At 58.5% G+C, this 26,536-nt stretch carries 19 protein-coding genes; 7 read left to right on the top strand and 12 right to left on the bottom strand.

Features of this window, described 5'->3' with window-relative positions:
- Positions 1 to 69: 69 nt before the first annotated feature.
- The 12 genes from BA177_RS05475 to BA177_RS05420 form a co-directional block, all read right to left on the bottom strand.
- Positions 70 to 1,359: an alginate export family protein gene (locus tag BA177_RS05475; RefSeq protein ID WP_068613903.1), complete on the bottom strand. Its 1,290-nt coding sequence runs from the start codon at positions 1,357 to 1,359 to the stop codon at positions 70 to 72.
- On the bottom strand, positions 1,349 to 3,508 hold the full coding sequence (locus BA177_RS05470; protein ID WP_269465650.1) for a cytochrome D1 domain-containing protein: 2,160 nt from the start codon (positions 3,506 to 3,508) through the stop codon (positions 1,349 to 1,351). The genes BA177_RS05475 and BA177_RS05470 overlap by 11 nt, the downstream gene beginning before the upstream one ends.
- 23 nt (positions 3,509 to 3,531) lie before the next feature.
- Positions 3,532 to 5,712, bottom strand: a complete 2,181-nt coding sequence (locus BA177_RS05465) for a TonB-dependent receptor domain-containing protein (protein ID WP_068613900.1) — start codon at positions 5,710 to 5,712, stop codon at positions 3,532 to 3,534.
- 89 nt (positions 5,713 to 5,801) lie between these two features.
- Positions 5,802 to 7,697 carry a PAS domain-containing hybrid sensor histidine kinase/response regulator gene (locus BA177_RS05460; protein ID WP_082989893.1) on the bottom strand — a complete coding sequence of 632 codons (1,896 nt, stop codon included), beginning with the start codon at positions 7,695 to 7,697 and terminating at the stop codon, positions 5,802 to 5,804.
- A gap of 137 nt (positions 7,698 to 7,834) precedes the next feature.
- Positions 7,835 to 8,644 carry a carbohydrate kinase family protein gene (locus BA177_RS05455; protein ID WP_068613894.1) on the bottom strand — a complete coding sequence of 270 codons (810 nt, stop codon included), beginning with the start codon at positions 8,642 to 8,644 and terminating at the stop codon, positions 7,835 to 7,837.
- A complete protein-coding gene (locus BA177_RS05450) occupies positions 8,641 to 9,447 on the bottom strand; it encodes a BtpA/SgcQ family protein (RefSeq protein WP_068613891.1) in 807 nt (268 codons plus the stop codon). The genes BA177_RS05455 and BA177_RS05450 overlap by 4 nt, the downstream gene beginning before the upstream one ends.
- A complete protein-coding gene (locus BA177_RS05445; RefSeq protein WP_068613888.1) occupies positions 9,444 to 10,802 on the bottom strand; it encodes an APC family permease in 1,359 nt (452 codons plus the stop codon). Before BA177_RS05445 ends, BA177_RS05450 begins: the two co-directional genes overlap by 4 nt.
- 10 nt (positions 10,803 to 10,812) lie before the next feature.
- Positions 10,813 to 11,622 (bottom strand): sulfite exporter TauE/SafE family protein, encoded by an 810-nt coding sequence (locus BA177_RS05440; RefSeq protein WP_068613885.1) that lies wholly within the window; start codon positions 11,620 to 11,622, stop codon positions 10,813 to 10,815.
- Between the two features lie 16 nt (positions 11,623 to 11,638).
- Positions 11,639 to 12,484: an S-formylglutathione hydrolase gene (gene fghA / locus BA177_RS05435; protein ID WP_068613882.1), complete on the bottom strand. Its 846-nt coding sequence runs from the start codon at positions 12,482 to 12,484 to the stop codon at positions 11,639 to 11,641.
- Positions 12,485 to 12,557: 73 nt separating this feature from the next.
- Positions 12,558 to 13,769 carry a beta-ketoacyl-ACP synthase I gene (gene fabB / locus BA177_RS05430; RefSeq protein WP_068613879.1) on the bottom strand — a complete coding sequence of 404 codons (1,212 nt, stop codon included), beginning with the start codon at positions 13,767 to 13,769 and terminating at the stop codon, positions 12,558 to 12,560.
- Positions 13,770 to 13,778: 9 nt separating this feature from the next.
- Positions 13,779 to 14,336: a bifunctional 3-hydroxydecanoyl-ACP dehydratase/trans-2-decenoyl-ACP isomerase gene (gene fabA, locus BA177_RS05425; protein ID WP_068613877.1), complete on the bottom strand. Its 558-nt coding sequence runs from the start codon at positions 14,334 to 14,336 to the stop codon at positions 13,779 to 13,781.
- Positions 14,337 to 14,533: 197 nt separating this feature from the next.
- A complete protein-coding gene (locus BA177_RS05420; RefSeq protein ID WP_068613874.1) occupies positions 14,534 to 14,992 on the bottom strand; it encodes an Lrp/AsnC family transcriptional regulator in 459 nt (152 codons plus the stop codon).
- A gap of 170 nt (positions 14,993 to 15,162) precedes the next feature.
- On the opposite strand from BA177_RS05420, the gene BA177_RS05415 reads away from it, so the two are divergent.
- The 7 genes from BA177_RS05415 to BA177_RS05385 all read left to right on the top strand — a co-directional run bounded on the left by BA177_RS05415 (position 15,163) and on the right by BA177_RS05385 (position 26,506).
- Positions 15,163 to 18,651, top strand: a complete 3,489-nt coding sequence (locus tag BA177_RS05415) for an indolepyruvate ferredoxin oxidoreductase family protein (RefSeq protein WP_068613870.1) — start codon at positions 15,163 to 15,165, stop codon at positions 18,649 to 18,651.
- Positions 18,652 to 18,675: 24 nt separating this feature from the next.
- Positions 18,676 to 19,734: an MBL fold metallo-hydrolase gene (locus BA177_RS05410; RefSeq protein WP_068613867.1), complete on the top strand. Its 1,059-nt coding sequence runs from the start codon at positions 18,676 to 18,678 to the stop codon at positions 19,732 to 19,734.
- A gap of 61 nt (positions 19,735 to 19,795) precedes the next feature.
- The gene (ggt, locus tag BA177_RS05405) at positions 19,796 to 21,526 is read left to right on the top strand and encodes a gamma-glutamyltransferase (RefSeq protein ID WP_082989891.1); all 1,731 of its coding nucleotides are present in this window, start codon (positions 19,796 to 19,798) and stop codon (positions 21,524 to 21,526) included.
- Positions 21,527 to 21,859: 333 nt separating this feature from the next.
- Complete coding sequence (locus BA177_RS05400; protein WP_068613863.1) at positions 21,860 to 22,804, top strand: ABC transporter ATP-binding protein; 945 nt, start codon at positions 21,860 to 21,862, stop codon at positions 22,802 to 22,804.
- An 8-nt stretch (positions 22,805 to 22,812) separates the two neighbouring features.
- Positions 22,813 to 23,547, top strand: a complete 735-nt coding sequence (locus BA177_RS05395; protein ID WP_408068430.1) for an ABC transporter permease — start codon at positions 22,813 to 22,815, stop codon at positions 23,545 to 23,547.
- A gap of 2 nt (positions 23,548 to 23,549) precedes the next feature.
- Complete coding sequence (locus BA177_RS05390; RefSeq protein WP_068618947.1) at positions 23,550 to 25,436, top strand: Gldg family protein; 1,887 nt, start codon at positions 23,550 to 23,552, stop codon at positions 25,434 to 25,436.
- Positions 25,436 to 26,506 (top strand): DUF4340 domain-containing protein, encoded by a 1,071-nt coding sequence (locus tag BA177_RS05385; RefSeq protein ID WP_068613859.1) that lies wholly within the window; start codon positions 25,436 to 25,438, stop codon positions 26,504 to 26,506. Before BA177_RS05390 ends, BA177_RS05385 begins: the two co-directional genes overlap by 1 nt.
- Positions 26,507 to 26,536 lie beyond the last annotated feature (30 nt).

Below are 26,536 nucleotides of genomic sequence, written 5' to 3'. Positions count from 1 at the left end.
GCTCGCGGCAGGCGGTTCATGCCTGTTCGGAATTGGCCGAACAGAGCGACGCGACTCAACGCAACCCGCTCAAAAGCTGGCGGACAACATCAACCATAGTTTGCTGCTGTCCGTCAGCATTGCGGATTCTGCGTCAAAAAAGGCCGCTTTCAACAACAGTTGATAGCGCGTCGCAAATCGCCGGCCCACAGAGACATCCAGTTCTTTGCCAAGACTCGCATTGCCCGAGTCCACATCGAAAAAGTGAATAGCACCCGTTATCGTCCAGGCCTCGTGAGTCACGCGAAGCGTTCCGAAAGTATCGACTACGCCCGCATCGGGGGTCGCAAGGAATTTGTCGGCCCAACCCTGAAACGCATGCAAGGTCGCTAACGGCGTGCGAAATGCTTTGCCCGCTTCACTACTATTGCCACCCAGCAACTCGTAGCCCAGTCCAAGATCAATCGTGCTGGTCAGTTTCAGGCCCGCATCCAATCGCAGATAGTTGGCCCGGAACGCCAGCGGTGCATTCCCCGCGTCACTTTGGGTCGCAACATCAACCGTCAATGACAGCGGACGTTTGGCAAGCGCTGTAGAACCATTCAGACGGACACCATAAGTTGCGGTCGATAGTTGCGGTGCATCATCATTGTCGATCAAGTAAGCATACGGTGTCGCCGTCCACTGTTTTTGCAGTGGCACGGTCACGTTCAAAAGGTGAATACTGGCATCGTGGCTTCCTGCAGGAGAACGCTCGCCGAAGATTCGCTTGACCCGCGATATCCCTGAGTAGCGAACCGTTGCATTCAGCACATCAGTCAGCGTCAGCGTGAGACCGTCGTAGGTCTGTTCGTTCTGCCGCCAGCCTACGCCACCGACAAAGCGCTGATTATCCAGAAGGATACGCTGCCTGCCGAGCCGCGCCGAGAAACGTTCGCCGTTATTGAAGTCGACATAGAGTTGATTCAGGTCATCGCCGTGCGGGTCCGCAACGATCGGATAGGCGCTGCGGGCAGGATTACTGCCATCACCGTTATTGAAATCATCGAGCAGGAGTTCAGCAACGTAATCAAACTCAACAAAACCACTGACTCCGCGCACGGCACCAATCTGGTAGTTCAGGCGCAAACGCAGCGTTGATGCGTCGGCCGCCCTGGAAAAATCGTCCTGGTCGACGTGTTCATAGCGGTAGCGGAGATCGAGCCCGGCCTTGCCCTGCTCAATAAAACTGGCAACCGGTGCTTCATCGGCGCTGACAGCGACAGACGCCAGCAGTTGCGCCAAGCTGGCAACGACAACGGCAACGGCAACGGCAACAGACCATCGCCTGTTGCCGTTGCCGAGCGACGTTTTTCCTCGTACGCCCGGGCTAGTACACATCGTTCACGGTATTGAAGATATTGAACTTGCCTGTCGGCGTGACAATTTCCGGCCCCTTGATCACGTGTTTGAGCTTGCGAGTGCGATCGTCAACGATGACCAGCGCCGACTCCTCCTCCTGACCACTCCAGACTGAAAACCAGACCTCGTCACCTGCTTTGTTGAATTCCGGTTGCACAATCCGCTTCGGACCCGGCCCCAGATCGGCCCATTCGCCTATCGGCAGCACTTCGAAGCCGGCATCAAGGTTGTCGATATCGAATACCGCGACACTCTGCGAAATCGCCTCATCCGGATTCAACGGTGCATCCACCCACAGATTGCGCGACGTCGGGTGCGATTTGACGAACAACGAACCGCCGCCCATGCCCTCGAGTACCCGTACAACCTTCCAGGCATTGTCCGGATGTCCTTCCGGGTCCGTGCCAAGGAAGGTAACGTTCGCATTACCCAATGCACTCGTTACCCAGACGGGTCCGTATGTTGGGTCATCGATGTTCGCGCCCCGTCCCGGGTGTGGAATTTTGGTCACATCGACCAGCGCCTCCAGTTCACGGTCCCGCGAATCGACAACAGCGATTTTGTCCGACTGATTGGCGGCCGTCATGAAGTAGCGTTTGCTCCGGTCCCAGCCACCGTCGTGCAAGAAACGAGCAGCTTCGATGTCGGTAATGCTGAGCGCGTTCGTATCCTCATAATTGACCAGCAGGATATGTCCCGTCTCTTTGACATTCACAATGAACTCGGGGTGCTCGTGCGAGGCGACAATGGCTGCCACTCGCGGTTCCGGGTGGTATTCCTGAGTATCCACGGTCATGCCACGAGTCGATACAATCTTGATGGGCTCCAGCGTATCCCCATCCATGATCGTGAATTGCGGCGGCCAGTAGGCACCGGCAATTGCGAGCTTGTCTTCGTAACCGTGGTACTTGGAGGTTTCCACTGACCGCGCCTCAAGACCGACTTTGATCTCCGCAACGATAGTCGGGGTCGTCGTCCAGAGGTCGATCATGTCGACCCGGGCGTCGCGCCCGATTGTGAACACGTACCGCCCTGACGCACTGGGACGCGAAATGTGCACGGCATAGCCGGTCGGCAGTATGCCGACAATCTCCTTGGTATCGCCGTCAATGATGGCAACCTGTCCCGCGTCCCGCAGAGTAACGACGAAATAGTTGTCGATGTTGCGATTGTGCTGGGGTTTCGTTGGCCGTTGCTCAGGCGGCACCCGTAGATCCCAGCTCGCGCGCATTTCGCTCATGCCGAATTCAGGGGGCTCTGGCGGCTCCTGTTGCAGAAAGCGCGCCATGATATCGATCTGCTCCGCCGTAAGTTCGCCGGAGCTGCCCCAGTTGGGCATTCCTGCCGGGGAACCGTAAGTGATCAATGCACGCAAATACTCCGTGCCTTTTGGCATCGTAATGTCGGGAGTCAGAGGTTTACCGGTCGCTCCTTTACGCAATACGCCGTGGCAACCGGCGCAGCGTTCGAAGTAGAGTTTCGTCGCGATCCCGTATTCATCGGCCGTCATGGCTACGCCGTCCGGGTTCATAATGCGCTTCGCATTCTCACCGGTGATTGCGAGCGGCGCGCCTTCGTAGCGCAGTTCACCGGCTGTCGTTCCCGCGTGTGGCTCGCCGCTGGCACGATCCTGTTGCCCAAGTTCCGCGCGCAAGGCCGCAACCTCCGCAACGCTGACGGCTGCAAATTTATTATCCCAGGAGTTCAGCACGTAGCTAAGGGCGGCAGCGAGGTCGGCATCGTTCAGATGCCCCATGCTCGGCATTACGCCATTGTAAGGTTTGCCATTGACCGTGATCGGGCCTGACAGACCGAACAGCGCGGCTGACAGGACCTCTTTGCGGGGACCCGCGAGATAATCCGAGCCCGCGAGCGGCGGGAATACACCGGCCAGGCCCTTACCGTCGGGTTGATGGCACGCCGCGCAATTCGTCAGGTAAATGTTCTTGCCACGCGCCATCAGGTCATCGAATGCCTGACCCTGCGCGGTCTCTGCGGCGTGCACCGGCGCCGTCGCTCCATCGCCGGTTGATCGTGTCCCGGTGCCATCGGCAGCGAATGCAAACGCACTCAGGAATAGCAACACTGCACCAACATGGAAACGCGTACTTTCGTTCTCTTGCTTCATTGCCAGCTCCCGGTTTGGGTTCATTACCAATTCATGTGTATGCCAAAGCTCACCGTCCGGCCCGGCTGTGCCAGGTGCGGCACCAGCACGTCATCTTCGCCAAGGCCACGAACGCCGGACCAGTTCCACCAGGTCTTGTTTCCCAGATTTTTCACACTTGCACGTAGTGTCAGGTGTTGCCCCAGGGCCTGAGACAGATAGAGATCGACTACCGCGTAGCCCGGTGGTTTGAATACGACGGCCGTTGTTTCATCACGTTGATCCCAGGACTCCGCAGCGACCCCCTGCAGGCGAACCATTCGTGTGCCATCGGCTGACTGCCAGCCAATACCCAGAACGGCTGTTGCCGGCCCGACAGACTCGAGAGGCTGGTGGTTATCACGATTTTCGCCACGTGCCCGGTATACGGAGCCATCAATAACGACGTCGCGCAAAGCCCCCGTCAATTGCCACTGCCAGCCGGCTTCCACACCTTCAATAACGGCGCTGGCCAGATTACGCGCCTGGAAAAGGACCCGGCCACTTTCAAGGTCGGTACCAATCCGCACACGCGACTCGATGAAGTCTGTGTATTTCGTTCGGAATGCGGCACCGTGCAGACGCAGGCGCTCACCGGTCCAGCGAAACCCCAGCTCGAAGCCTTGCGAATGCTCAGATTTCAGATCGGGATTGGGAACGGCACGGTAGTTAAAGAACGGCACTTCAAGGCCAATATTGGCATCTTCATACGGTGGAGCACGGAAGCCTTCCGTGTATTGCAGGTACAGGTCCGTGCGTTCTCCGTGATGATAAGTCAGCGCCAACTTGGGCGATAAATCAGACTCGGTCACACTGACTGGCTCAGCGAACGGATAGCTTTGCGCGTACATGGGATCGTCTTGCGGGCCCAGTTCGTAGTGGTCTATGCGAACTCCGGCGATCACTGTGACTTTGCCGAAATCGATACTGTCTTCAATAAAGGCACCGAACTCTTGCGTTTCGCTACGGGGAAAATCGCGCAACGGAAACACCTCACCAAGAATAACGTTGCTCGACACGCCGTCCATGAGCCCGGTTTCCCTGCCGTCGCGAAACTCCTCGCTGTATCGCAGCCGAAATTCCATACCGGCACCCACGCGGTGTTCACTACGGCCCACCGTGAGCGCCCGGTGCAGGTTGAGCTCGATTCCCCGTATCGTTTGCTCGAATTCGAAGTAGCGATCGATACTGACGGGTCTTCCGGCGTTGCCCCGTTCATCCAGCGTCCGCTGACGCGTTCTGGCCGCCTGCATATAGGTTCGCAACACGCCATCATCCAGCCAGCCTGCGCTGTCACCGAATTCCCACGCCGCACTGACAAGGCGCATGCGATAGTGATCATCGCCTCGCAGTGCCGTGGTGGAGCGGTAGCGGCCGGTCCCGAGAAATGACCGCAGATCGGAATCGACGGCGGCATCCTGAGTAATGGCATTCAGTCGCCACGTTCCGCTGCGAGCGCTGTCAAACACGTACTTGGCAAGGATTGTGCGACGCTGGAAGTCACGGGTATCCAGCACATCCGGAACCGCAGCCGAAGGTTCTTCATTGCCATCCCGGTGACTAAGCGCCAGCAACAGGCCATGATCATTGCGGTTCAGTGCAACCACACCGTGCACGCTGTTGTCGGCTCCCTGGTGCATCAGCTGCAGGTCAGCACCTGCGCTATTGTCAGCCGCAATGTCCGCGGGGTCGGGCGTTGCCACCGCCAGAACGCCACCAATGGCCGAGCTGCCGTACAAAGCAGAAGCAGGCCCGTGCAGGATTTCGGCCCGTTGGGTCAGCCCGGCATTGAGAAAGTCTCGCGTTGCATTGGAAAAAGTACCGACCTTGAATTGATCAGCCAGTGGCACGCCATCAACCAGTATCGCGACCCGATTGCCGCCAATGCCCCGGATATTGATACCTTCGCCGCCAAAGCGCGTTCCGTCATCCTCGACATCCACGCCCGGTGTGTAGCGAAAAAGATCAGCCGTGGAGACCGCAAGCTGCGCGTCGAGAGTTGCACGGTCAATGACAGTGACGTTGGCCGCAACGTCGCGTACGGATCTCGCCTGTTTGTTGGCAACGACAACAATCTCGTCCTGCGTCGCTACCTGGCTATCTGCCGCCAATACCTGCCCGGCAACCGGCACAGCACAAACGATCAGCAATACACGAGCAACACGGAATTCGGGACCTGGCGCCATTGAACCCCCCATGCCGCTCGACAGTCGATAGGCATACAGTGCCAGAGGCAGCGAGGCAGACTATACGTAGCTACACGTATAGGGTTGCGTCAATCAGCAGAGACGCGTCCGCTATGCACAACCTGGCGGGCCAGGTCCAGCAAAGCATCAGTGTTCACGGGCTTGCTCAATAACACGCTGTTGCTGATGCTGCGTGCGTCATCCACGACCTTGGACGTATCACCACTGACAATGATCGCTGGCAGCTCCGTTGCGAAGATTTTGCGCACAGCACCCACCGCTTGTACACCGGTTGTCTCGTGCAACAGGTGATAGTCGGAAATGATAAGAGCGGGCGTCTCATCCAGTTCTGCAGCAACCTTCTCCGCTGCACCAGCACTATCTACTTCCACGACCCGGTATCCTTCTGCGCGCAGCAACATCGACCAGGCTGCCGACACACGTCGATCATCTTCGATCAACATGACCAGTGCCCGAGACGGGGGGGCTTGTCCGTCGTCTGCGTCTCGGTGGTTACCTGACTCACCGGATGATGCATTGGACGCGAGGGGCACCCTGACAGAAAACCGTGAACCTACGCCCTGCTCCGAGGTCACACTCACGGCATGCCCAAGCAAATCGGCCAGACGACGAACGATTGCCAGCCCAAGCCCAAAGCCTTCATTGGACGGTGCATCCACACGTAACTGGTGAAACTCACGAAAGATGTCATCGTAGTGTTCCGGTGCAATGCCGATTCCACTGTCGATGACATCTACCAGAAGATCGGTGCCGTCCACACGACAGTCAAGCTGCACTTCGCCGACGTTGGTGTAGCGCACGGCATTGGAGACAAAATTCTGCACGATCTCGCCCAGCAGATTCGGGTCGCTGCGGACGATAGCGGTACTTGGCGTCGCAATGAAAGTCAGGCCTTTCTGTCGAGCCTGACGAGTAAACTCCGCGGCCAGCCGGTCAATGAGCCTTTGCAATGGGAACTCTTCAATTTCCGGCTTTATCGCACCTGAATCCAGCCGACTGATATCGAGCAGGGAATTAAGAAGATTGGTCATCGCATCCAGCGAATGCATTTGGCTGTCAATCATCTCCAATGCCAGCTCATCTTTAACGGTGCGTTGCAACGCACCGGTCAACAGACTCAAGGCTTGCACCGGCTGGCGAAGATCGTGACTCGCCGCAGCAAGAAATGCCGTATTCGCCTTGTGCGCGCGTTCTGCCTCCTGACGTGCTGCAATCAGGTCCCGTTCCATTTCTCGCCGTTCGGTGACATCACGAATAACGCTGGATACGAACTTGCCACTGGCGGACTCTATCGGGCTCAAACTTATTTCAACCGGGAATTCGAACCCATCAGCGCGTCGCGCATAGAGCTCCATTCCGCTGCCCATTGGCCGTAATCGCGGGTCACGCAAAAACCGGTTGCGGTGATTAACGTGCCGCTCGCGGACACTAGTTGGAAGCAATGTCTCAATCGACTTGCCAATCAAGTCATCATGCGGGTACCCAAACATTCTCTCAGACTGATCATTGGCTATCGCGATCAGGCCATTCTCATCAACGATAATCATCGCATCCGGCGCCGCCTTTAAGAGATGCCGGAAATAGGCCTCGGACTCATCGCCTTGGCTGGTATCCCGAACGATACTGGCAACCAGTGCCTCACCGTCGTTGTCCACCGGTGTCAACGACACTTCAGCATCGAAGATCTCACCATTCTTGCGTTGCCCTTGCAGACTGAGGCCTGACACCAAAGGCCGGGAATGCGGCGCGCCGCGATACCGTTGCCGGTCCCTTTCGTGTCGTTTGCACAGACTGTGCGGGATGAGTACTTCGATTGCTTCGCCAATCAATTCGTCGCTGGTATAGCCAAACAAACGTGACGCCACCGAATTAACAAACACGATTTCGCCGCTGCTATTGACGATGAGCAATGCGTCGGTGGTTGTCTCCAACAACTTGGCCACTACGCGCGGTACATTTTTCACGTTACTGTCCTGCTTTCACTGGTTGGCTGCCAACTCTACATCGAACCACTTTGCGCGTCGTCCGGGCCATAAGTATTTGTACAAACAGCAGCACTTCTGCACCTGGCCCTGAGTATCACAATGGCTTTACCTCAGCATCAATTGCCGCCCTTTCTGGCCAATGCCTCGCAGGCCGCATTCGTAGCGGAAACCAATGCCGCCTGCGAGTCCCGCCCGTACAGGTATCGAGCCAGAAAACCGGCCGTGAAAGCATCTCCGGCACCCGTGGTGTCGACGACTTTACTGACCGGCCGGGCCTGGCAACGCCAGACCTGTGCGCCGTCGAAGGCCAGGCTGCCATGCGCACCCAACGTAACAACAAAGGTACCCCGGTGCGCGCTGGCCATAGTTCCGAGTTGGGCGATGACCTCGTCCTGTTCGGGTGACAAGGCGAAGAACCCTACGTCAACCCGATCAATCACCGATTCGAGAAAAGCGAAATCCTGATGAACGGCGAAGTCGGCAAAGTCCACGGCCCGGGTGGCGCTGGTATCGGCACGGATCACTGACAGAAAGCTGTCGCGGTTTTGTTCAAAGACCGGGGTGATCAGAAGATCAGCACTCGCGAGCAAGCCGGAATCGATATCGGCCGCTCGATAGTCACGAAGTACGCCGACATGGTAGCCACGAAAGTGGCGCTCTCCGGCCTCGTCGACCTCGATTTCCTGAATGGGTGTTGCCCCGGTTCGCAACAAGAACTCGGTCGTTATGCCGCTGCCGGCCAACCGGGCCCTGACAATATCCGCTGCTTCATCCGTGCCGAGTGGTGCAGCAATATGAATTCGATCAGTCGCTGGAAACCAGCGTCGCGCTGCCAGCGCAACATTCAGAGTAATGCCGCCAGGCCGACGCTCAAGTTCAGGCAGATAGATATCGACACCACAGTCGCCAACGCACAGTATGTTCATTGCCGTTCGTCACGAACCGCTTGCATGAGATCGTGTGCGAATCGCGAATCCACCTTGCCCGCCTGCATCAATGACGAGCCAACGATTGCCCCATCGCATTCGGCCAGCAGCATTGCGGCATTTGCCGGCGACAATCCACTGCCGATCAATACCGGAATATCGCAACCCGCCGCCTGAATACCCGCTCGTGCTGCCTGCAGGTGCTCGATGAGCGGTGCATCTCCGGTCGCATCACCGCTAACGACAACGGCATCGGCACCGCGTAACGCGGCTTCAACTGCCGACTCCCGTAGCGGACGCGGCTGCAGCATCGTCGCGTATTTCACCTGGATATCGGCGAGTATCAGGATATCCGTCGCCCCCAATGTTTTGCGGTGCTGGAGAATTTTCTCCGGGAATATTTCGAATTCGCCGTACACCGGCCGTGACATGCGATCAACGAAGTAGTCGGTTCGTATAAAGCCCGCACCTGAGCGGGCCGCAACTTCGAGGGAGGCCAGCGGATCGTTCAGCAGTATTTCCGCACCAACCGCAAACCCGGCCGCGTGGGCGATCGTCGACTTGCTCACCGCTGTCATGGCGTCGATCGTTGTAGCGCCCGCTTTGACCTTGTGCGGTTTGTCACCTTCATTCTCAAGCAGGATGCCGTGCAATCCGGCTTGCTTCATTGCCACCATGTCGTCACGGGCGTGCCGACAAATGGCCTCGATGCCCGGCGATTCAGGGTAGTCCGGCAACGGTGGCAAATGGCAGACACCGATGATGATCTTGCCTGCCCCAAAGCGATTGCGAAAAAGCGTCATACGACATCCCTGCGACGTGCCAGCATGCGGTAGACCGGCACTCCGATTAGTGTGAGACCAACGCCGATCAAACTGTCCAGCGGATTGAACACCAATGCCGCGATCAGAAACAACGTCATGACCAGCATGAATATCAGCGGCGGCCATGGATACAGGGGTAAGCGCCATTGCCCGGACGTCGACAATCGCGGCCGCAAACGAAAGATCGATGCGACCATCAGGATATTAATGAACTGAAACGGCACAACGAAAAAGGTCACGATACGGGCGAACGAACCGAAGAAAAACAACGCCGCAATGGAGATGCCGCAAGCTGTCAGAATCGCGCCGGTGGGCACGGCGCTGCCGGGCGACAAATAAGCGAGGGCATTGAAAAACGGTGCGGCCGGCGTGTTGCGTGCCAGAGGCTGGTATTCGGACGCCGCCGCGTAGTAAAGCCGTGGCAGGGTCAGAATCAGGCCACCGAGTGCACCGAAGATCGAAATGCCTATCAGGTAGATAAGCCATGTCGCGCCACCGGCGCCGAACGCGGCGACCGCCACTTTCGCGGCGACCGCCTGCGGCTCCGCACGCATTTCAGCTAACGGCACAACCGACAGCCACGCGACATTGACGGCCAGGTAAATACCCGTAATAAGCAGGACGCCAACCCCCAGGGCGAGCGGGAAATTGCGATCCGGGTTGCGTACTTCTCCGGCCACGTGCGATGCATCGATCCAGCCATCGTAGGTGAACAACACGATGGACACGCCGACTCCTGCGAAACGCAGGAAATCCAGCAGACCGTTCCCGGTGCTGGCAGGCACATCGACTTCGGCGGTGCCGGCTACCGGTTCAGCCAGAAACAGAGCACCTGCCACCAGCGCCAGCAAGCCGGTCACCTTGACGGCGGTTACGACAATCTGTGCACCGCCACCCCATTCAACGCCGCGGATATTGATGATCGCAAACAGGCCAATGCCGGTCGCAGCCAGGTACAACGGCGCATTCTCCACTTGCCAGCCCAGCGCATCGCTGCCGAATTCACCGAATAAGATCGCGACACCGGCAATGGCTCCGGGGCCACTCACCAGCACCATGATCCAGGCCTGCATGAATCCCGCGAACGGACCAAAGCCTTCTGTCAGTGCATGGTAGGCAACGCCGGCACGCGGTAACAAAGAGGCAAGTTCTGCCAGCGTCAGTGCGCCGCAAAGCGTGATGAACCCACACAGTGCCCAGAAAAAGTACACCTGCCATTCAGCGGTCGCGACGGCCGCCAGTTCGCCCGGCGTGAAAAAAATGCCGGAGCCAATCATGTCGCCCATGACCACGGCCAGCACGGTTGAGAGCCCCAGCTTCCGTTTCAGTGTCATAGGCGAGACCTTAAAACGCGCGACTAAGCATGCGTATGGATACGAGTAACAAAAAGCCGCCGAACATCAGGCTAAGCTGCCGTTGCGACAAGCGATGCGCCAGTGCGGCACCGGCCGGTGCCAGCAACACTGTCGTCGGCGCGATTAATGCAAAACCGATGAGATTGACATAGCCCAGACTGCCAACCGGCAAACGCGGGTCGCCAATTCCGGTAGCAACAAACCCCAGCGTACCGGGCAAGCTGATGACGAGGCCAAACAGCGCCGCCGTCCCCACCGCCCGGTGTATCGGCTGATTAAGCAGCGTCAGCGCAGCAACGCTCAGCGTGCCGCCGCCGATACCCATCATGCTCGATATGCCACCGATGGAAAACGGGACTGCGGTGATAAAAACATTGCGTGGCACGTCGTTGGCCAACGTCCTGCCATCCAGAGGCAGCAGCAACTTGATTGCAATCAACAACGCAAATACAGCGAACACGGCGGCCAGTACATTGCTGTGCAAACGGGACGCCAACCACGCACCGGCAATGGCACCCAGCAACACGAATACCGCCCAGCGTCGCACCAGTGCATGGTCCACGGACTGTCGCCGATGGTGCGCCCGCGAAGACGCAATGGAGGTAGGGATAATGGTCGCCAGCGATGTCGCGACAGCGACGTGCATGCGAATGGCTGGGTCAGTGCCGACAGCCGATAAAGCGGCATCGAGCGCGGGGACGATAACGATGCCGCCACCAATCCCAAACAAGCCCGCGAGGACACCGCCAACTGCGCCTGTCGCGAGCATTGCCAGCGCCAGCAGCAGTAACTCGTTCATGGACGACGGCGCCGTATCAGGCGCTCAGTATCCGTGCGTGATGCCGCAAATGATCTTCCATAAACGTGGAAATAAAGTAATAGCCGTGATCGAAACCGTCATGGCGGCGCAGTTCCAGCTTCACCCCGCGCGCCTCGCAGGCCGCCTCGAACAGGTCCGGATTCAGTTCTGTGGCAAGAAACTGATCGGCCATGCCCTGATCGACCAGCAAAGCATGCTTCGGAACTTCGTGCAGATTCTTGACGATCTCGGTCGCGTCATAGTCGCGCCAGGCATCCTGGTCTTCGCCGAGGTAGTAAGCCAGTGCCTTGTGACCCCAGGGGCAGTTCATCGGGCTGCAAATCGGCGCGAAGGCCGAGATCGAACGGTAGACCTGCGGATTCCGCAGCCCGATCGTCAACGCACCGTGACCACCCATCGAGTGGCCGAATATCCCTTGCCGGGTCGGATCGCCGCGAAATTCATTGAACAACAACGCCGGCAACTCGCGGGTTACGTAGTCGTACATATGGTAGTGATGATTCCACGGCGCCTGGGTCGCGTTCAGGTAAAAGCCGGCACCGAGGCCCATGTCATATGCCTGTTGCGCGTCATCAGGGACACTTTCGCCGCGCGGGCTGGTGTCAACCGCCACCAACATCAGTCCCAGTTCATCGGCGACACGTTGCGCGCCGCCTTTGACCATGAACGTTTCTTCCGTGCAGGTCAGCCCGGCCAGATAGGTGATGACAGGTACTGGCGCCTTCTTCGCTTGCGAGGGCGTAAAAACGGAAAACTGCATGCGGCAGCTGTTAACCCTGGATTCGTGGCGGTAAAAACCAACTTTGCCGCCATAACATGCGTGTTCGCTGATCGTTTCCATAGTTCTCGCAGTTGGCGACGCCGATTGCGCCGCTTCATCTATCGGACTCAGGTCGTCCTGTTATTGTTGCCGCCTACTTTCGTTGCATCACCAGCGTGGCGTTGGTTCCGCCGAAGCCGAAACTGTTCGACATGGCGGTCTTGATGCCCGCATTCTCGACACACTCGGTTACCAGTGGCATGTCACCGAGTTCCGGGTCACGATTGACTACGTTGATAGACGGTGCGATGAAATCGTTCTTGAGCATCAGCAGGCAATGGATCGCCTCCTGAACACCGGTCGCACCCAGCGAATGTCCGCACATCGATTTGCTCGAGGAGAAGCGCGGAATTTGCTCACCGAAGATTTCACGAATGGCCTTCAGCTCCGTGGTATCACCTACCGGCGTACTGGTACCGTGGGTGTTGATGTAGTCAATCGGCGCATCGACCGTGTCAGTCGCCAGGCGCATGCAGCGGACAGCGCCCTCGCCTGACGGCGCGACCATGTCGTAACCGTCCGAGGTGGCACCGTAGCCCACAATCTCGGCGTATATGTCAGCACCTCTGGCTTCGGCGTGTTCCAGTGACTCGACTACCACCATACCGGCGCCTGCCGCGATCACGAATCCATCGCGGGTTTCGTCGTAAGGGCGCGACGCCGTCGCCGGTGCATCGTTGTACTTGGTGGACAGTGCGCCCATCGCGTCGAACAGGCTCGCCAGTGTCCAGTCTTCTTCTTCGCCGCCACCGGCGAAAACGACATCCTGTTTGCCGAGCTGAATCTGCTCCATCGCTGCGCCAATGCAATGCGCACTCGTCGCGCAGGCCGAAGTGATGGAATAGTTAACGCCCTTGATTTTGAACGGTGTCGCAAGACAGGCGGAAACCGTACTGCCCATCGTGCGCGGCACCATGTAAGGACCGATTCTGCGCACACCCTTGGCCCGCAGTGTGTCCGCGCTGGCCACGATGTTGGCGCTCGAAGCACCACCGGACGCGGCGATGAGGCCGGTACGCGGGTTCGACACCTGCGCATCACTCAGACCGGAATCGTCTATGGCTTGCTGCATCGCAATGTACGAATACGCAGCAGCGTCACCCATAAAGCGGCGCACTTTGCGATCGATGTGGTCTTCGATATTCAGGTCAACGCTGCCGGCAATCTGGCTGCGCAAGCCCATTTCCTTGTACTTTTCGTTTGCACTGATACCCGAACGGCCAGCGCGCAACGATTCCAGCACTGCTTCACGTGTGCTGCCCAGGCAGGAAACGACACCCAGTCCGGTGATTACTACTCGCCGCATTCTTGAATCCTAAAAGTCGTCAGTGGAGATGAACAAGCCAACACGCAAGTCTTCGGCCGTGTAGATTTCGCGGCCATCAACTTCAACGGTGCCATCAGCAATCGCCAGCACCAGTTTGCGGGTGATCAGCCGTTTGATATTGAGCCGGAAAGTGACCTTCCTGGCCGTCGGCAATACCTGGCCGGAGAATTTCACCTTGCCAACGCCGAGCGCCCGGCCCTTGCCCTTGTGCCCGGACCAAACCAGGAAAAAGCCGACCAGCTGCCACAGCGCATCCAGACCGAGGCACCCGGGCATAACCGGGTCATCCTCGAAATGGCATTTGAAAAACCACATGTCAGGATTGATATCCAGCTCGGCGATGATCTCGCCTTTGCCGTACAAACCACCGTCATTGCGTATGACATTGATCCGGTCGGTCATCAACATGTCCGGCAAGGGCAAACGCCCGCTGTCGGCCTCGAACAGCTCCCCGCGCCCGCAGGCGATCAGTTCGTCGTAGTCGTAAGCCGTCTTGCGGCCCTCAGGGCAACCTTCGGTGCCACTGGTCGTTTTCTGGTCGGTCATTAGCGCTCCGGCGCGGTAAGTCTGCAGTTGATCCGTCCGCCGTGGCGGCGAAGGGGCGTATCTTACCCAACCACAACCGCAACTTCCTTACAAATTCGCGAGTTGCAGTGCAGCACCGGCAGAGCCATGACGCGTTGCAGCATGAGCAAGCGCAGCGAAATCAAGTACCGCAGCGCGCCGTACAAGCACTGACGCACTCAGCGAAAAGGCAGCGCGCTGTCCGCTTTGATTTCTTTCAGAACTATATTCGAGCGCACTTGCGAAACGCCGGGCAGCTTGAAAATGAAGTCATCGAGAAAGCGGTTGTAAGCATCCATATCTTCCACCACTACGCGCAAGTGAAAATCGGCTTCGCCGCTGGTAGCAAAGCACTCCAGTACTTCGGGGTGCCGCAGAATTTCGGCCACGAAGTTGTCGACATGGTGTCTTTCGTGCCGCTCCAGCGAAACCAGCGTCATCGATGACAACATAAACCCGGCTTTGCGGGCATTCACCTGTACCGCGTAGCGCTCGATCACGCCGGCCTCCTCCAGGGCCCGTACCCGGCGCCAGCAGGCAGACGCCGACAGGCCGACGTGGCTGGCAAGCTGCTGCATGGTCACCCGGCTGTCCTGCTGCAACTCGCGGAGGATGGCGCGGTCTTTGTCGTTCAACATGGGGATTTTGCCTTTTCCGAACTATTACGCAAAATTTTCCCATTTTTTTACATCAAACGAAACCTCATCCCTTTTTTACGTCATTTGGCAGCAAATTTGGCATCCGCTTGCGCGAGGATTCTGCCATTATATTGCGCTGATTCACGCATCCGTTTCCGGGGGAAACCGCAATGCCCAGTCCTGCCAACTCACTGAGTTACCCACTCGACAACTACGAGCTCAATGATCGCTACCGGCGTGAGTCCGGTCGCGTCTTCTTGACCGGAACCCAGGCACTGGTGCGTATTGCGCTGATGCAGCGCGCCATGGACCAGGCCCGCGGCCTGAACACCGCCGGCTTCGTCAGCGGCTACCGTGGCTCCCCCCTGGGCGGCGTGGACATGGAAATGTGGCGCGCCAAGTCCTTCCTGGAAGAGAGCAACGTTCGCTTTCTGGCCGCCGTCAACGAAGACCTCGCGGCCACCGCCATGCTGGGCACACAGCAAGTCGAAGCCGACCCCAAACGCGAAGTGGATGGCGTTTTCGGCATGTGGTACGGCAAAGGCCCCGGCATCGATCGCTCGGGCGATGCGCTGAAGCACGGCAATGCCTACGGCAGCTCACCGAATGGCGGCGTACTCGTTATCGCCGGTGACGATCACGGTTGCGTATCCTCGTCGATGCCACATCAATCGGATGTCGCCTTCCTCTCCTGGTTCATGCCGCACCTGGCCCCGGCCAATATTGCTGAATACCTTGAATACGGTTTGTACGGCATTGCCTTGTCCCGCTATTCCGGCATGTGGGTCGGCTTCAAGGCGGTTTCAGAAACCGTCGAGTCCGGCATGTCGATAGAACTGCCCCCTTACCCGCAATTTGTTACCCCAACGGATTTCGTGCCTCCCCCCGGCGGACTACACATCCGCTGGCCCGATTTCCCAGGCCCGCAAATTGAAGAACGCATGGAGTGGAAGAAAGCCGCCACTCTCGCGTTCGCCAAAGCAAACCCGATCGATCGCACGATCTGGAAATCCGACAAAGCCCGCTACGGCATTGTCACCACCGGCAAGGCGCACCACGATTTGATGGAAGCGCTGCGCCTGCTCGGTATCGATGAAGGCGAAGCACGCCGACTCGGTATCGAAGTCTACAAAGTCGGTTTGGTCTGGCCGCTTGCCCACGATTCCGCTCTCAATTTCGTGCAGGACAAGCACGAAGTACTGGTGATCGAAGAAAAGCGCGGCATCATCGAAAGCCAGTTCAAAGAGTATTTCTACGACTACCCGGGCCGCAAGCCACAGCGGATGGTCGGCAAGGAAGACGAAAACGGCGAACGCCTGGTGCCGTGGATTGGTGAGCTGTCACCCATTCAACTGACCGAGATCGTCGCCAAGCGGCTCGACGCCGCGATGCCCGGACTCAACCTGCAGGCGCGGGCTGACGCACTGGTTAACCGCAATCAGTTGCCGGTGGAAATCAGCGGCGCGAAACGAACCCCATATTTCTGCTCGGGCTGCCCGCACAACACGTCCACCAAAGTACCGGAAGGCTCGCAGTCACTCGCCGGCATCGGTTGTCACTTCATGGCGTCGTGGATGGACCGCGATACCAACGGCCTGATTCAGATGGGCGGTGAAGGCATCAACTGGATTCCGCGTTCCATGTTCTCCGGCGAACCGCACACCTTCCAGAACCTGGGCGACGGTACTTTCTACCACTCGGGATCCATGGCCATACGTCAGGCCATCGCGGCGAAAACCAACATCACCTACAAGATCCTGTTCAACGATGCCGTTGCCATGACGGGCGGTCAGCCGGTCGACGGCCCGCTAACGATCGAAGCAGTTGCGCACTCCGTACGCGCTGAAGGCGTGCAACGAATCGCGCTGGTATCCGACGAACCGGAACGATTCAGCCGCGACGATTTTCCGGCCGGCGTCACGATCTCGCACCGACGTGAAATGGATGCCCTACAACGCGAATTGCGCGAGATCAAAGGCGTGACCGTACTGATTTACGCCCAAACCTGTGCCACCGAAAAGCGCCGTTTGCGCAAACGCGGCAAGATGGAGAACCCGCGCAAGATCGCTGTCATCAACGACCTGGTCTGCGAAGGCTGTGGTGATTGCTCCGTTGAATCAAACTGTTTGTCGGTCATACCGAAAGAAACGCCGTTCGGCCGCAAACGACAGATTGACCAGAACACCTGTAACAAGGACTTTTCCTGTGTGAATGGCTTTTGCCCGAGCTTTGTTACCGTGCACGGCGCGGACCCTGCAAAGAACGGCAGCGCACGCAAACTCCCGGACTTCCCGCATGATCAGCTGGCCCGGTTACCGTTGCCAACGGGCAATACCAAGCTGGAAAGTTACGACCTGCTGGTGACCGGCGTTGGTGGCACCGGCGTCATCACCGTTGGTGCGTTGATCACAATGGCGGCGCATCTCGAAGGCAAAGGCACGAGCGTCCTGGACTTCACCGGCTTCGCGCAGAAGTTCGGCCCGGTACTGAGCTACATTCGTATTGCCGACACCCCTGCCAAGCTGAACCAGGTGCGTATCGACGAGCAACGCGCGGATGCACTGATCGGCTGCGACCTCGTGGTGAGTTCCTCGCCACAAGCTTCGAAGACCTACAAGGCCGATCACACCCGTGTGGTATTGAATGCAACCGAGATGCCGACGGCCGATTTCGTCCGTCACCGTGACGCCAACATGCGTTCATCCGATCGCATAGACGCCATCCGCAACATCGTTGGCGACGAGCAATTGTCGCTGGTCGGTGCCAACCAGCTCTCGGAGAAGCTGCTCGGCAACACCATTTATGCCAACGTATTGTTGCTCGGCTATGCATGGCAATCCGGCCTCGTGCCCGTTTCCCTGGAAGCCATGTTGCGCGCCATCGAACTGAACGGTGTCGACCTCGACAACAATACCAAGGCATTCGCATACGGACGTCTGGCGTCCGCGGCTCCTGCGGTCCTGGAGAAGGAACTGCTGGCACCGCTGCTCGCGCCTGTCCGCGATGAATCACTGGAAGAAATGGTCGAACGACGCAAAGCGTTTCTTACCGACTACCAGGATGAGAAACTTGGCGAGCGTTACGCAGCGCTCATCAACAGGGTACGCGACGCGGAAACAGCGGTTGGCAACAGTTCCATGAAACTGACTGACGCTGCGGTCCGCGCTTACTTCAAGACGCTCGCTTACAAAGATGAGTATGAAGTGGCACGCCTGCACACCAGCACAGGCTTTATTGACGCCCTGCGCAAAGAACACGGTCCGCAGGCGAAACTGCGCTTTCATCTCGCACCACCGACACTCGGTGGCAAACTTGACGCGCGTGGTCGGCCGTACAAGAAAGAGTTCGGCAGCTGGATTGTCCCGGTATTCCGCACCCTTGCACGACTCAAAGGATTGCGCGGCGGTCCGTTCGATATCTTCGGCTATACCGCGGAACGGCGCATGGAACGCGCACTCATCGTTGAGTTCGAACAGACGGTCGACGCCGTGCTGAACAACCTCGACAAGAACAATTGCGACGATGCGGCAAACATCATTTCGTTGTTCATGGAGATTCGTGGCTACGGTCCGGTCAAAGAGGAGGCGGTTGCATCCGTGCGCCAGCGGCTGGAAGATGCACTGCGCAATTACGCCTCTGGCCAGCAACAGGCCGCCTGAGCATGTCAGTGAACGGATCAAACTATGGTGGCCCGCACTCCCGGGATTGAGTACGAGTTCGCAAGCACCCCGGCTACTGGCACTGCGGCGCCGGTAGCCGGGGGCGTGCACTGGCTGAGGATGCCTCTGCCGTTCGCACTGTCGCACATCAACCTGTGGTTACTCGAAGATGCTGACGAATGGGTCATCGTTGATACCGGGCTGCATTCCGACGAAGCCAAAGCGATCTGGGAAGCCACCCTGGACGGCTACATGCACGGCCGTGCGGTTAACCGGGTCATCGCCACCCACCTGCACCCGGATCATGTCGGCAATGCCGGCTGGCTCAGCCGTCGTTGCAACACCGGCCTGCACATGACACGCAACGAGTACCTGTTGTGCCGGCAGCTAAGCAGTTCCAGCGAACGCCCCGACATCGACGCCGGCATTCGCTTTTACCGGGCCGCCGGTTTTCCCGCTGACGCCACCGACAAATACCAGAAGATGTTCAACCTGTTCGGACGCGCCATGTCGCGGCTGCCGGGCACGTATTCACGCCTCCGGGACGGCGACACACTGCCACTCGGTGGCCGGACATGGGAAATCATTGTTGGCAATGGCCACTCACCGGAACATGCCTGCCTGTTTTGCGCCGAGTTAAATGTACTGATATCGGGTGATCAGATTCTTCCGACCATTTCATCCAATGTCAGTGTATTCCCGACCGATCCATTGGCCGATCCGCTCCACGACTGGCTGACGTCTATCGACCGTCTGGCCGCACGACTACCCGACGACGTGCTGGTACTGCCGGCGCACGGCAAACCGTTTCGCGGGGTCAAGTCGCGGCTGGCCGCGCTGCGCGCAGAGCACGAAGAAGCGCTCGACAAGACCGCCATCCAGTGCCGGATGCCACAGCGTGCGATCGACGTTTTCCCAGCGCTGTTCGGCAGGGAAATTGCCGGCAGCCAGCTGATCATGGCCACTGGCGAAGCCGTCGCGCACCTCAACTGGCTGCTCATACGCGACCGCATCACCCGCACCACCGACGCTCAGGGCGTGCACTGGTACGAGGCCAGATCCGCAACAAACAGCGCCACTTAGCTGTCCGGGCAGGCCGCGTTCGTGCCAGAATGCCGACTATCCGGAGTCCTTTGGAGTGGCCATGCAACGTCTGCACCAGTACCTGACCCTGCTATTCAGTCTGCTGTTAATCGCCTGCTCACCCGGCGAAACACCGACAACCAGCACCGCTCCTGCCGCAGAGACAGCCGCCGTTACCAGCGGCAGCGCGGCGGTCGCCATGCCGGATCAATACGGCGCGCAAGTGGCCGAAGACATTCTGCGGGCAGGAGGCAACGCGGTCGATGCCGCCGTAGCTGCCGGTTTTGCACTGGCGGTAACCTACCCCGAAGCGGGCAATATCGGCGGCGGCGGGTTCATGCTTATCCAGATGGATGGCAAAGCCAGTTTTGTTGATTACCGGGAAACAGCGCCGCTGGCCGCCCATCGTGACATGTACCTGGACGAGAACGGTGACGTCATTGAAGGCGCGAGCCTGGTCGGCCACCGTGCCGTCGGTGTGCCCGGTACCGTTGCCGGCATGTGGGAAGCACACAAGCGCTACGGCACATTGCCGTGGAAAGACCTGATCATGCCCGCCGTGGCTCTCGCAGAAGACGGCTTTGTTGTTGCCGAATCGCTGGGCAGCGGCATGAAAACCATGGACGGCTGGTTTGGTGACAAGACCAACTTCAGCAAGTACTTCGGCAAGATGGTGGCAGGCGAAATGTTCCGGCAACCGGAACTCGCGGCTACTTTGAGACGAATAGCAGAACAGGGCCCCGACGATTTCTACCGCGGCAAGACGGCCGAACTGCTGGTTGCCGAAATGCTACGCGGCGACGGCCTGATCACCATGGCCGACCTTGACCGTTACAAAGCCGTTTGGCGAGAACCACTGCGTTCCAACTGGCGCGGCTACGAATTACTGTCAGCGCCACCGCCCAGCTCCGGCGGTTTCGCCGTGATCCAGTTGCTGAAAATCAAGGATTACCTTGCTGATCAGTTCGACGGACTCGCGCACAACTCGCCGCAATACATACACCTGGTCGCAGAAATCGAGAAACGGGTGTTTGCCGACCGTGCCGAGTACCTCGGCGACCCGGACTACGTTGATAACCGCATGGACGAACTGCTGTCAGACGACTACATCGCCATGCGCGCGCAGGAGGTTAACCCGCACGCCATATCAACCGTCGACGCGGCAGGGCCCGGCCTGGAGTCACCCGACACAACGCACTACTCCGTACTCGACCAGTGGGGCAACGCGGTATCCAATACCTACACACTGAACATAGGTTTCGGCAGTGGTGTGGTTGTAGAGGGAGCCGGCTTCCTGCTCAATGACGAGATGGATGACTTCAGTGTCAAAGCCGGTGTACCGAACACGTACGGGGTCACAGGCAATACCGCCAATGAAATACAACCCGGCAAGCGCATGCTTTCGTCAATGTCACCAACGCTGTTGCTGAAAGACGGCAACGTGGAAATGGTGGTCGGCACGCCCGGCGGAACGACAATCTTCACTTCGGTGTTCCAGACCATCGTCAATATTGTCGATTTCGGCATGACACCCGAACAGGCGGTCGGCGCGACCCGCTTCCACCACCAACTGCTGCCGCCGGACGAAATCACCTACAGCCCCGGTCGGCCGTTGCCGGACGAAACAATCTCCGCGCTTGGCGATGTCGGCTACAAAGCCATCCCGCATCAGTGGGAATTCGGCGACATGCAGGTTATCTGGCGCGATGCCGAAGTGCTGGTCCCTGCGTCGGATCCGCGAAATCGCGGCCAGTCACGCGTCGTGAATGACTTGCCACTCGACCGCGACTAGCTGACTGCTGACCGGCGTTTCACCTGACACGGCGAACCGGCCCCGGAGTGCCGCTCCGGGGTTACTGCAGTGCTCAGCGTCTGGCACGCGGTACACCAACCCACGGTACAGAACTTCTGCGCTGCACCACGGTCCGAGGCAATGCGTGAGTCACCGCCTGGTCAGCGGGAGCGCTCGGCAACCGCTGGCCGCCGCGCCGTTCGGCACTGAATTCAGTCCGCCAGACCGCGGCAGGAATGCACGGTTTCTGGCTGCTCCTGACATCTTGATGACGCATTTTCTTTTTGCTAAAAAGTGCAGCGCAATTTGCCATGGGGAGTCAATTCAGCAGCGATGATTGAGATTGAACATCTGAGCAAACACTACGGCCAACGCGCCGTCGTTGATGACCTGAGTTTTACCTGCGAGCCCGGCGAGGTACTCGGTTTTCTCGGCCCGAACGGTGCGGGCAAATCGACCACAATGAAAATGATCACAGGCTTCGTCACGCCGAGCGGCGGCCGGGCTGCCGTGTGTGGTCATGACGTCGAACGAGACGCCATCCGCGCCCGACAGAATCTGGGCTATCTGCCGGAAGGCGCTCCCAGCTACCCGGAAATGACACCGGCGTCCTTTCTGAACTTCGTCGCTGACATGCGCGGCCTGCGCGGCGAGCAGCGCGAAACGCGGCTGACCGAAGTGATCGCTGACCTGCACCTCGAAGACGTTCTGCACCAGTCAATCGACACTCTGTCGAAAGGCTTCAAGCGTCGTGTTGGACTTGCACAAGCGATCCTGCACGACCCCGACGTGCTGATACTCGACGAACCGACGGACGGCCTCGACCCTAATCAGAAACACGAAGTGCGTTCGCTGATTCAATCCATGGCGCGCGACAAACTGATCGTTATCTCCACGCACATACTCGAAGAAGTCGAAGCGGTGTGCAGTCGGGCCATCATCATTGCACAGGGCAAAATTCTCGCCGACGACACGCCTGCTGCGCTTGCGGCCCGTTCCAAATACCACAACGCCGTGCAATTGACGCTTGCGCGTGAGCAAGACGTGGAACCGGTAGCTGCCGCTATCAGGAAACTGGACAGCGTTGCGAGCGTAGAAAGTCACAGTAAGCAAAAGGCGGTCACCGCACTGACTGCCGCAGGCCATGACGGCTCTATAAGCCTGCGTGCCATCGCCAGCATGGTTGAACAACAAGAGTGGGCCGTGGCCAGCCTGCAACTGGAAGCCGGTCGCCTCGACGATGTATTTCGCCAGATCACGGGAGGTGCAGAAGCGTGAGCCAACAAATCGATCTCATTCGCGCGTTGATGCGCCGCGAACTGAACGCGTATTTCGCAACGCCGGTCGCCTACGTATTCATCGTTATCTTTCTCGTACTCATGGGCGCATTCACTTTCTACCTCGGCGGTTTCTACGAACGCGGCCAAGCCGACCTGGCACCGTTCTTCAACTACCATCCCTGGCTGTACCTGTTTCTGGTACCCGCCATTTCAATGCGTTTGTGGGCAGAAGAACGCAAGTCCGGCAGTATCGAGCTGCTCATGACGTTACCGTTGACGCCCTGGCAGGCCGTCCTCGGCAAATTCCTTGCTGCCTGGCTGTTCGCCGGCATCGCCCTCGTACTGACCTTCCCCATCTGGCTGACAGTCAATTACCTGGGCGACCCGGACAACGGCGCAATACTCGCTGCCTACCTTGGCAGCCTGCTGATGGCTGGTGGCTTTCTGGCCATCGGTGCCTGTATTTCCGCGACCACCCGCAATCAGGTCATTGCTTTCATTATTACTGTCGTTGTCTGCTTCGGCTTTCTCTTGTCCGGGTTTCCGCTGGTGCTCGATCTGTTCTCTGGCTGGGCACCACAAGCGGTAGTCGACGCAATCGCGAGCCTCAGTTTTCTGACGCACTTTGCGAGCATCAGCAAGGGCGTTATTGATATCCGCGATCTCAGTTATTTCGCGCTGCTGATTGGCGGTTTCCTGTATGCCAACACGATCATCCTGCAATGGAAGCAGGCAGACTGACCATGACTACGACATCACAACGACGTATCAATGCATCCAGCCTGGTCTTGCTCGCTGTCGCGTTTATTGCTGCAGTCATTCTCAGCAATGAGTTGTTCCGCGGCTGGCGCATAGACCTTACCGAAAACAACCTTTACACACTCTCCGATGGCACCCGCCGCATCGTCGACAAAATCGACGAACCGATAAACCTGTATTTCTATTACTCCGACAGTGCAACCGAAAACATTCCGGCATTGCGCAGCTATGCGCAGCGGGTACGCGAGATGCTCACGGAGATAGCCAGCATCGCCGGCGACAAGGTTCGTTTGCAGGTCATCGACCCGCAGCCCTTCTCTGAAGAAGAAGACCGCGCCGCACAATTCGGCTTGCAGGCTGTGCAGTTGCCGAATACGCCGGATGCCGTTTACTTCGGGCTGGCTGGAACCAACAGTGTGGATGATCAGGAGACCATCGCGTTTTTCCAGCCGGACAAAGAAGAATTTCTGGAGTACGACATTGCACGTTTGCTGAGTACGCTGGCTGAACCGGCGCGCCCGGTTATCGGCCTGGTTTCCGGTATACCCATGACCGGCGGCTTCGATCCCGCGAGCGGCCAGATGGCCCGCCCGTGGATGGTCTGGCAACAAGCCGGCCAGCTGTTCGAGACCCGCAATCTCGGCACCTCGTTTGCCAGCATCGACGACGACATCGGCGTGTTGTGGATCGTGCAACCGAAAGCGCTTGACGAAGCAACCCAGTACGCCATTGACCAGTTCGTACTTGCCGGTGGCAAAGCGTTAATCTTTGTCGACCCGGTGGCTGAACTGGACCAGCCGGAAACTCCCGCCGGGATGCCTGCCGGCATGCCCATGCAGGGCCAGAGCTCTGATCTGCCCACCCTGTTCAAAGCCTGGGGCATCAACTACTCCAGCAGTGACGTTGTCACCGATGCGCAACTGGCGTTGCAATTATCGGGCGGCCCGGGTGGCGCGCCAGTCCGGCACTTTGCGTACCTCGGCATTTCCGACGCGCAACTGAACAACGATGATGTAACCGTTGCGGACATCGGCACGCTCAATCTCGCGCTCGCAGGTCACCTGACTGTCAGCGACGACAGTGCACTGACAATGGAACCGCTGATTTCCAGCAGTCGCAATTCATCGACTGCGACCTCGGCACGATTCAGCTACCTGCCCGACCCGGCCACCCTGCAAGACGGTTTCGCGGCCGATGGCAATTCACGAATCATCGGCGCGCGCCTGAGCGGAAAATTAAAGACGGCGTTTCCCGATGGGCCTCCGCAAGCGGCTGACGATGAAGCGCCGGAGCCCTCTGCAACCCAGCTGATGGAGTCCAGTGAGGACGTGAACCTGATCGTAGTCGCTGACGTGGACATGCTGAGTGACCGGCTGTGGGTACAGATCCAGAGCTTCTTTGGTCAGCAGATCGCCAACGCATTCGCCGGCAATGGCGCATTCGTCGTGAATGCCCTGGAAAGCCTTAGTGGCAGCTCCGATCTTATAGCCGTACGCAGTCGCGGCACGTTCGCGCGGCCATTTACCCGCGTTGAAGAACTGCGCGTACAAGCCGATGCACGCTACCGGGAAACTGAACAACGCTTGCAAAATGAACTGTCCGAAACGGAACGGCGCCTGGGCGAACTGCAGGCAAGCCGGGAAGACAGTGGCAACCTGTTGTTAAGTGATGAACAACAGCAGGAGATCGACCGGTTCATCGACCAGCGCAGCCAGATTCGCCGCGACCTGCGTGCCGTTCGGCGCGACCTGGACCGCAGCATTGAACGGCTGGGCACTACGCTGAAAGTCATCAACATCGGCCTGGTGCCATTCCTGATCACCCTGATTGCACTGCTGGGGGTTGCGCGTCGCAAAGGGAGGGCACGGTAATGCGCACAGCTACGGTTAAGAAACTCGCAATAGCAGCAGGGCTGCTGGTTGTTGCCGCGATCATTTTGCAGACAGGCACATCGACAACGAATGGCAGTTCATCGGCATTGATGCTGCCCGAGCTCAAGTCGCAGCTCAATCAATTGCACAGCCTCACTGTCCGGCAAGGAGACAACACGGTCACCATCGAACGTGCCGATGAGCGCTGGGTGGTCGTTGAGAAAAGCAACTACCCGGCTGATGCTGTGAAATTGCGCGGCGCGCTGCTGGACCTCGCAGAAGCACGTCGTCTGGAAGCGAAAACCGCCAATCCGGAACGCCATGAACAGCTTGGCCTTGCCAGCGATGGCGAAGGCACCACGATTGAACTCAAGGGAGCGTCAGGCGAAGCATTCACGCCGGTTTCGCTCATAGCGGGCAATCCGGTACAGGCAGACTATCGCTACGTACGAATGACTGACGACAATCAGTCGTGGCTGATCGACCGCGACCCTGATATTCCGGCCGCGGCTACCGAGTGGCTGGACGACAACCTCATCGATATTCGCTCGATCGACATTCACGCGGTACGGATCGAACATGCTGATGGCGAACAACTGTCATTCACCCGTACGGACGGTACGCTGGCGCCGGACAACTTGCCGGAAGGCCGTGAGCTCACCTCCCCGTCGGCCACCAACAGTATCGGCAACGCATTGCAAGCCCTGCGACTGGACGACGTGCAACCCGCCCCTGCCGATATCGAAGCGGACACAACCACGATCCTGACCAGCACGACGGGGCTTACCGTTACCGCGCGGCATTACCTGCTCGACGACGAAGACTGGTTTGCGTTTGCCGCCAGTGTTGTCGAACCCGCGACGAGCGAGGAAGCCACGGACAGCGATGGTGATGCAGCAAGTGCTGACGCCGAAGAACAGGCGTCTGCGAACGAACGTGCTACCGCTGCGGCATTGGCCGCAGAGATCAACGAGCGTGCGCAAGGCTGGCTCTACAAGCTGCCCTCCTATAAAGGCGAAGCGTTCGTCAAACGCTGGGCCGACCTGCTGACGAGTGACGACGACGCATAACAAAAGCCGCCAGCCCGACAGCTGGCGGCC

Source organism: Woeseia oceani, from assembly GCF_001677435.1.
Lineage (GTDB): Bacteria > Pseudomonadota > Gammaproteobacteria > Steroidobacterales > Woeseiaceae > Woeseia > Woeseia oceani.
Note: the sequence above shows the minus strand (reverse complement) of the source record. Positions and strands in the feature narration are given on the sequence as shown.

What these genes read in the sequence shown, in the direction of transcription:
- BA177_RS05420 (WP_068613874.1), bottom strand. Translation starts at nt 14,992, where the DNA reads ATGTTGAACGACAAAGACCGCGCCATCCTCCGCGAGTTGCAGCAGGAC.
- BA177_RS05450 (WP_068613891.1), bottom strand. Translation starts at nt 9,447, where the DNA reads ATGACGCTTTTTCGCAATCGCTTTGGGGCAGGCAAGATCATCATCGGT.
- fghA (WP_068613882.1), bottom strand. Translation starts at nt 12,484, where the DNA reads ATGGAAACGATCAGCGAACACGCATGTTATGGCGGCAAAGTTGGTTTT.
- BA177_RS05465 (WP_068613900.1), bottom strand. Translation starts at nt 5,712, where the DNA reads ATGGCGCCAGGTCCCGAATTCCGTGTTGCTCGTGTATTGCTGATCGTT.
- fabB (WP_068613879.1), bottom strand. Translation starts at nt 13,769, where the DNA reads ATGCGGCGAGTAGTAATCACCGGACTGGGTGTCGTTTCCTGCCTGGGC.
- BA177_RS05390 (WP_068618947.1), top strand. Translation starts at nt 23,550, where the DNA reads ATGACTACGACATCACAACGACGTATCAATGCATCCAGCCTGGTCTTG.
- BA177_RS05440 (WP_068613885.1), bottom strand. Translation starts at nt 11,622, where the DNA reads ATGAACGAGTTACTGCTGCTGGCGCTGGCAATGCTCGCGACAGGCGCA.
- BA177_RS05415 (WP_068613870.1), top strand. Translation starts at nt 15,163, where the DNA reads ATGCCCAGTCCTGCCAACTCACTGAGTTACCCACTCGACAACTACGAG.
- BA177_RS05385 (WP_068613859.1), top strand. Translation starts at nt 25,436, where the DNA reads ATGCGCACAGCTACGGTTAAGAAACTCGCAATAGCAGCAGGGCTGCTG.
- BA177_RS05475 (WP_068613903.1), bottom strand. Translation starts at nt 1,359, where the DNA reads ATGTGTACTAGCCCGGGCGTACGAGGAAAAACGTCGCTCGGCAACGGC.
- BA177_RS05470 (WP_269465650.1), bottom strand. Translation starts at nt 3,508, where the DNA reads ATGAAGCAAGAGAACGAAAGTACGCGTTTCCATGTTGGTGCAGTGTTG.
- BA177_RS05400 (WP_068613863.1), top strand. Translation starts at nt 21,860, where the DNA reads ATGATTGAGATTGAACATCTGAGCAAACACTACGGCCAACGCGCCGTC.
- fabA (WP_068613877.1), bottom strand. Translation starts at nt 14,336, where the DNA reads ATGACCGACCAGAAAACGACCAGTGGCACCGAAGGTTGCCCTGAGGGC.
- ggt (WP_082989891.1), top strand. Translation starts at nt 19,796, where the DNA reads ATGCAACGTCTGCACCAGTACCTGACCCTGCTATTCAGTCTGCTGTTA.
- BA177_RS05455 (WP_068613894.1), bottom strand. Translation starts at nt 8,644, where the DNA reads ATGAACATACTGTGCGTTGGCGACTGTGGTGTCGATATCTATCTGCCT.
- BA177_RS05410 (WP_068613867.1), top strand. Translation starts at nt 18,676, where the DNA reads ATGGTGGCCCGCACTCCCGGGATTGAGTACGAGTTCGCAAGCACCCCG.
- BA177_RS05445 (WP_068613888.1), bottom strand. Translation starts at nt 10,802, where the DNA reads ATGACACTGAAACGGAAGCTGGGGCTCTCAACCGTGCTGGCCGTGGTC.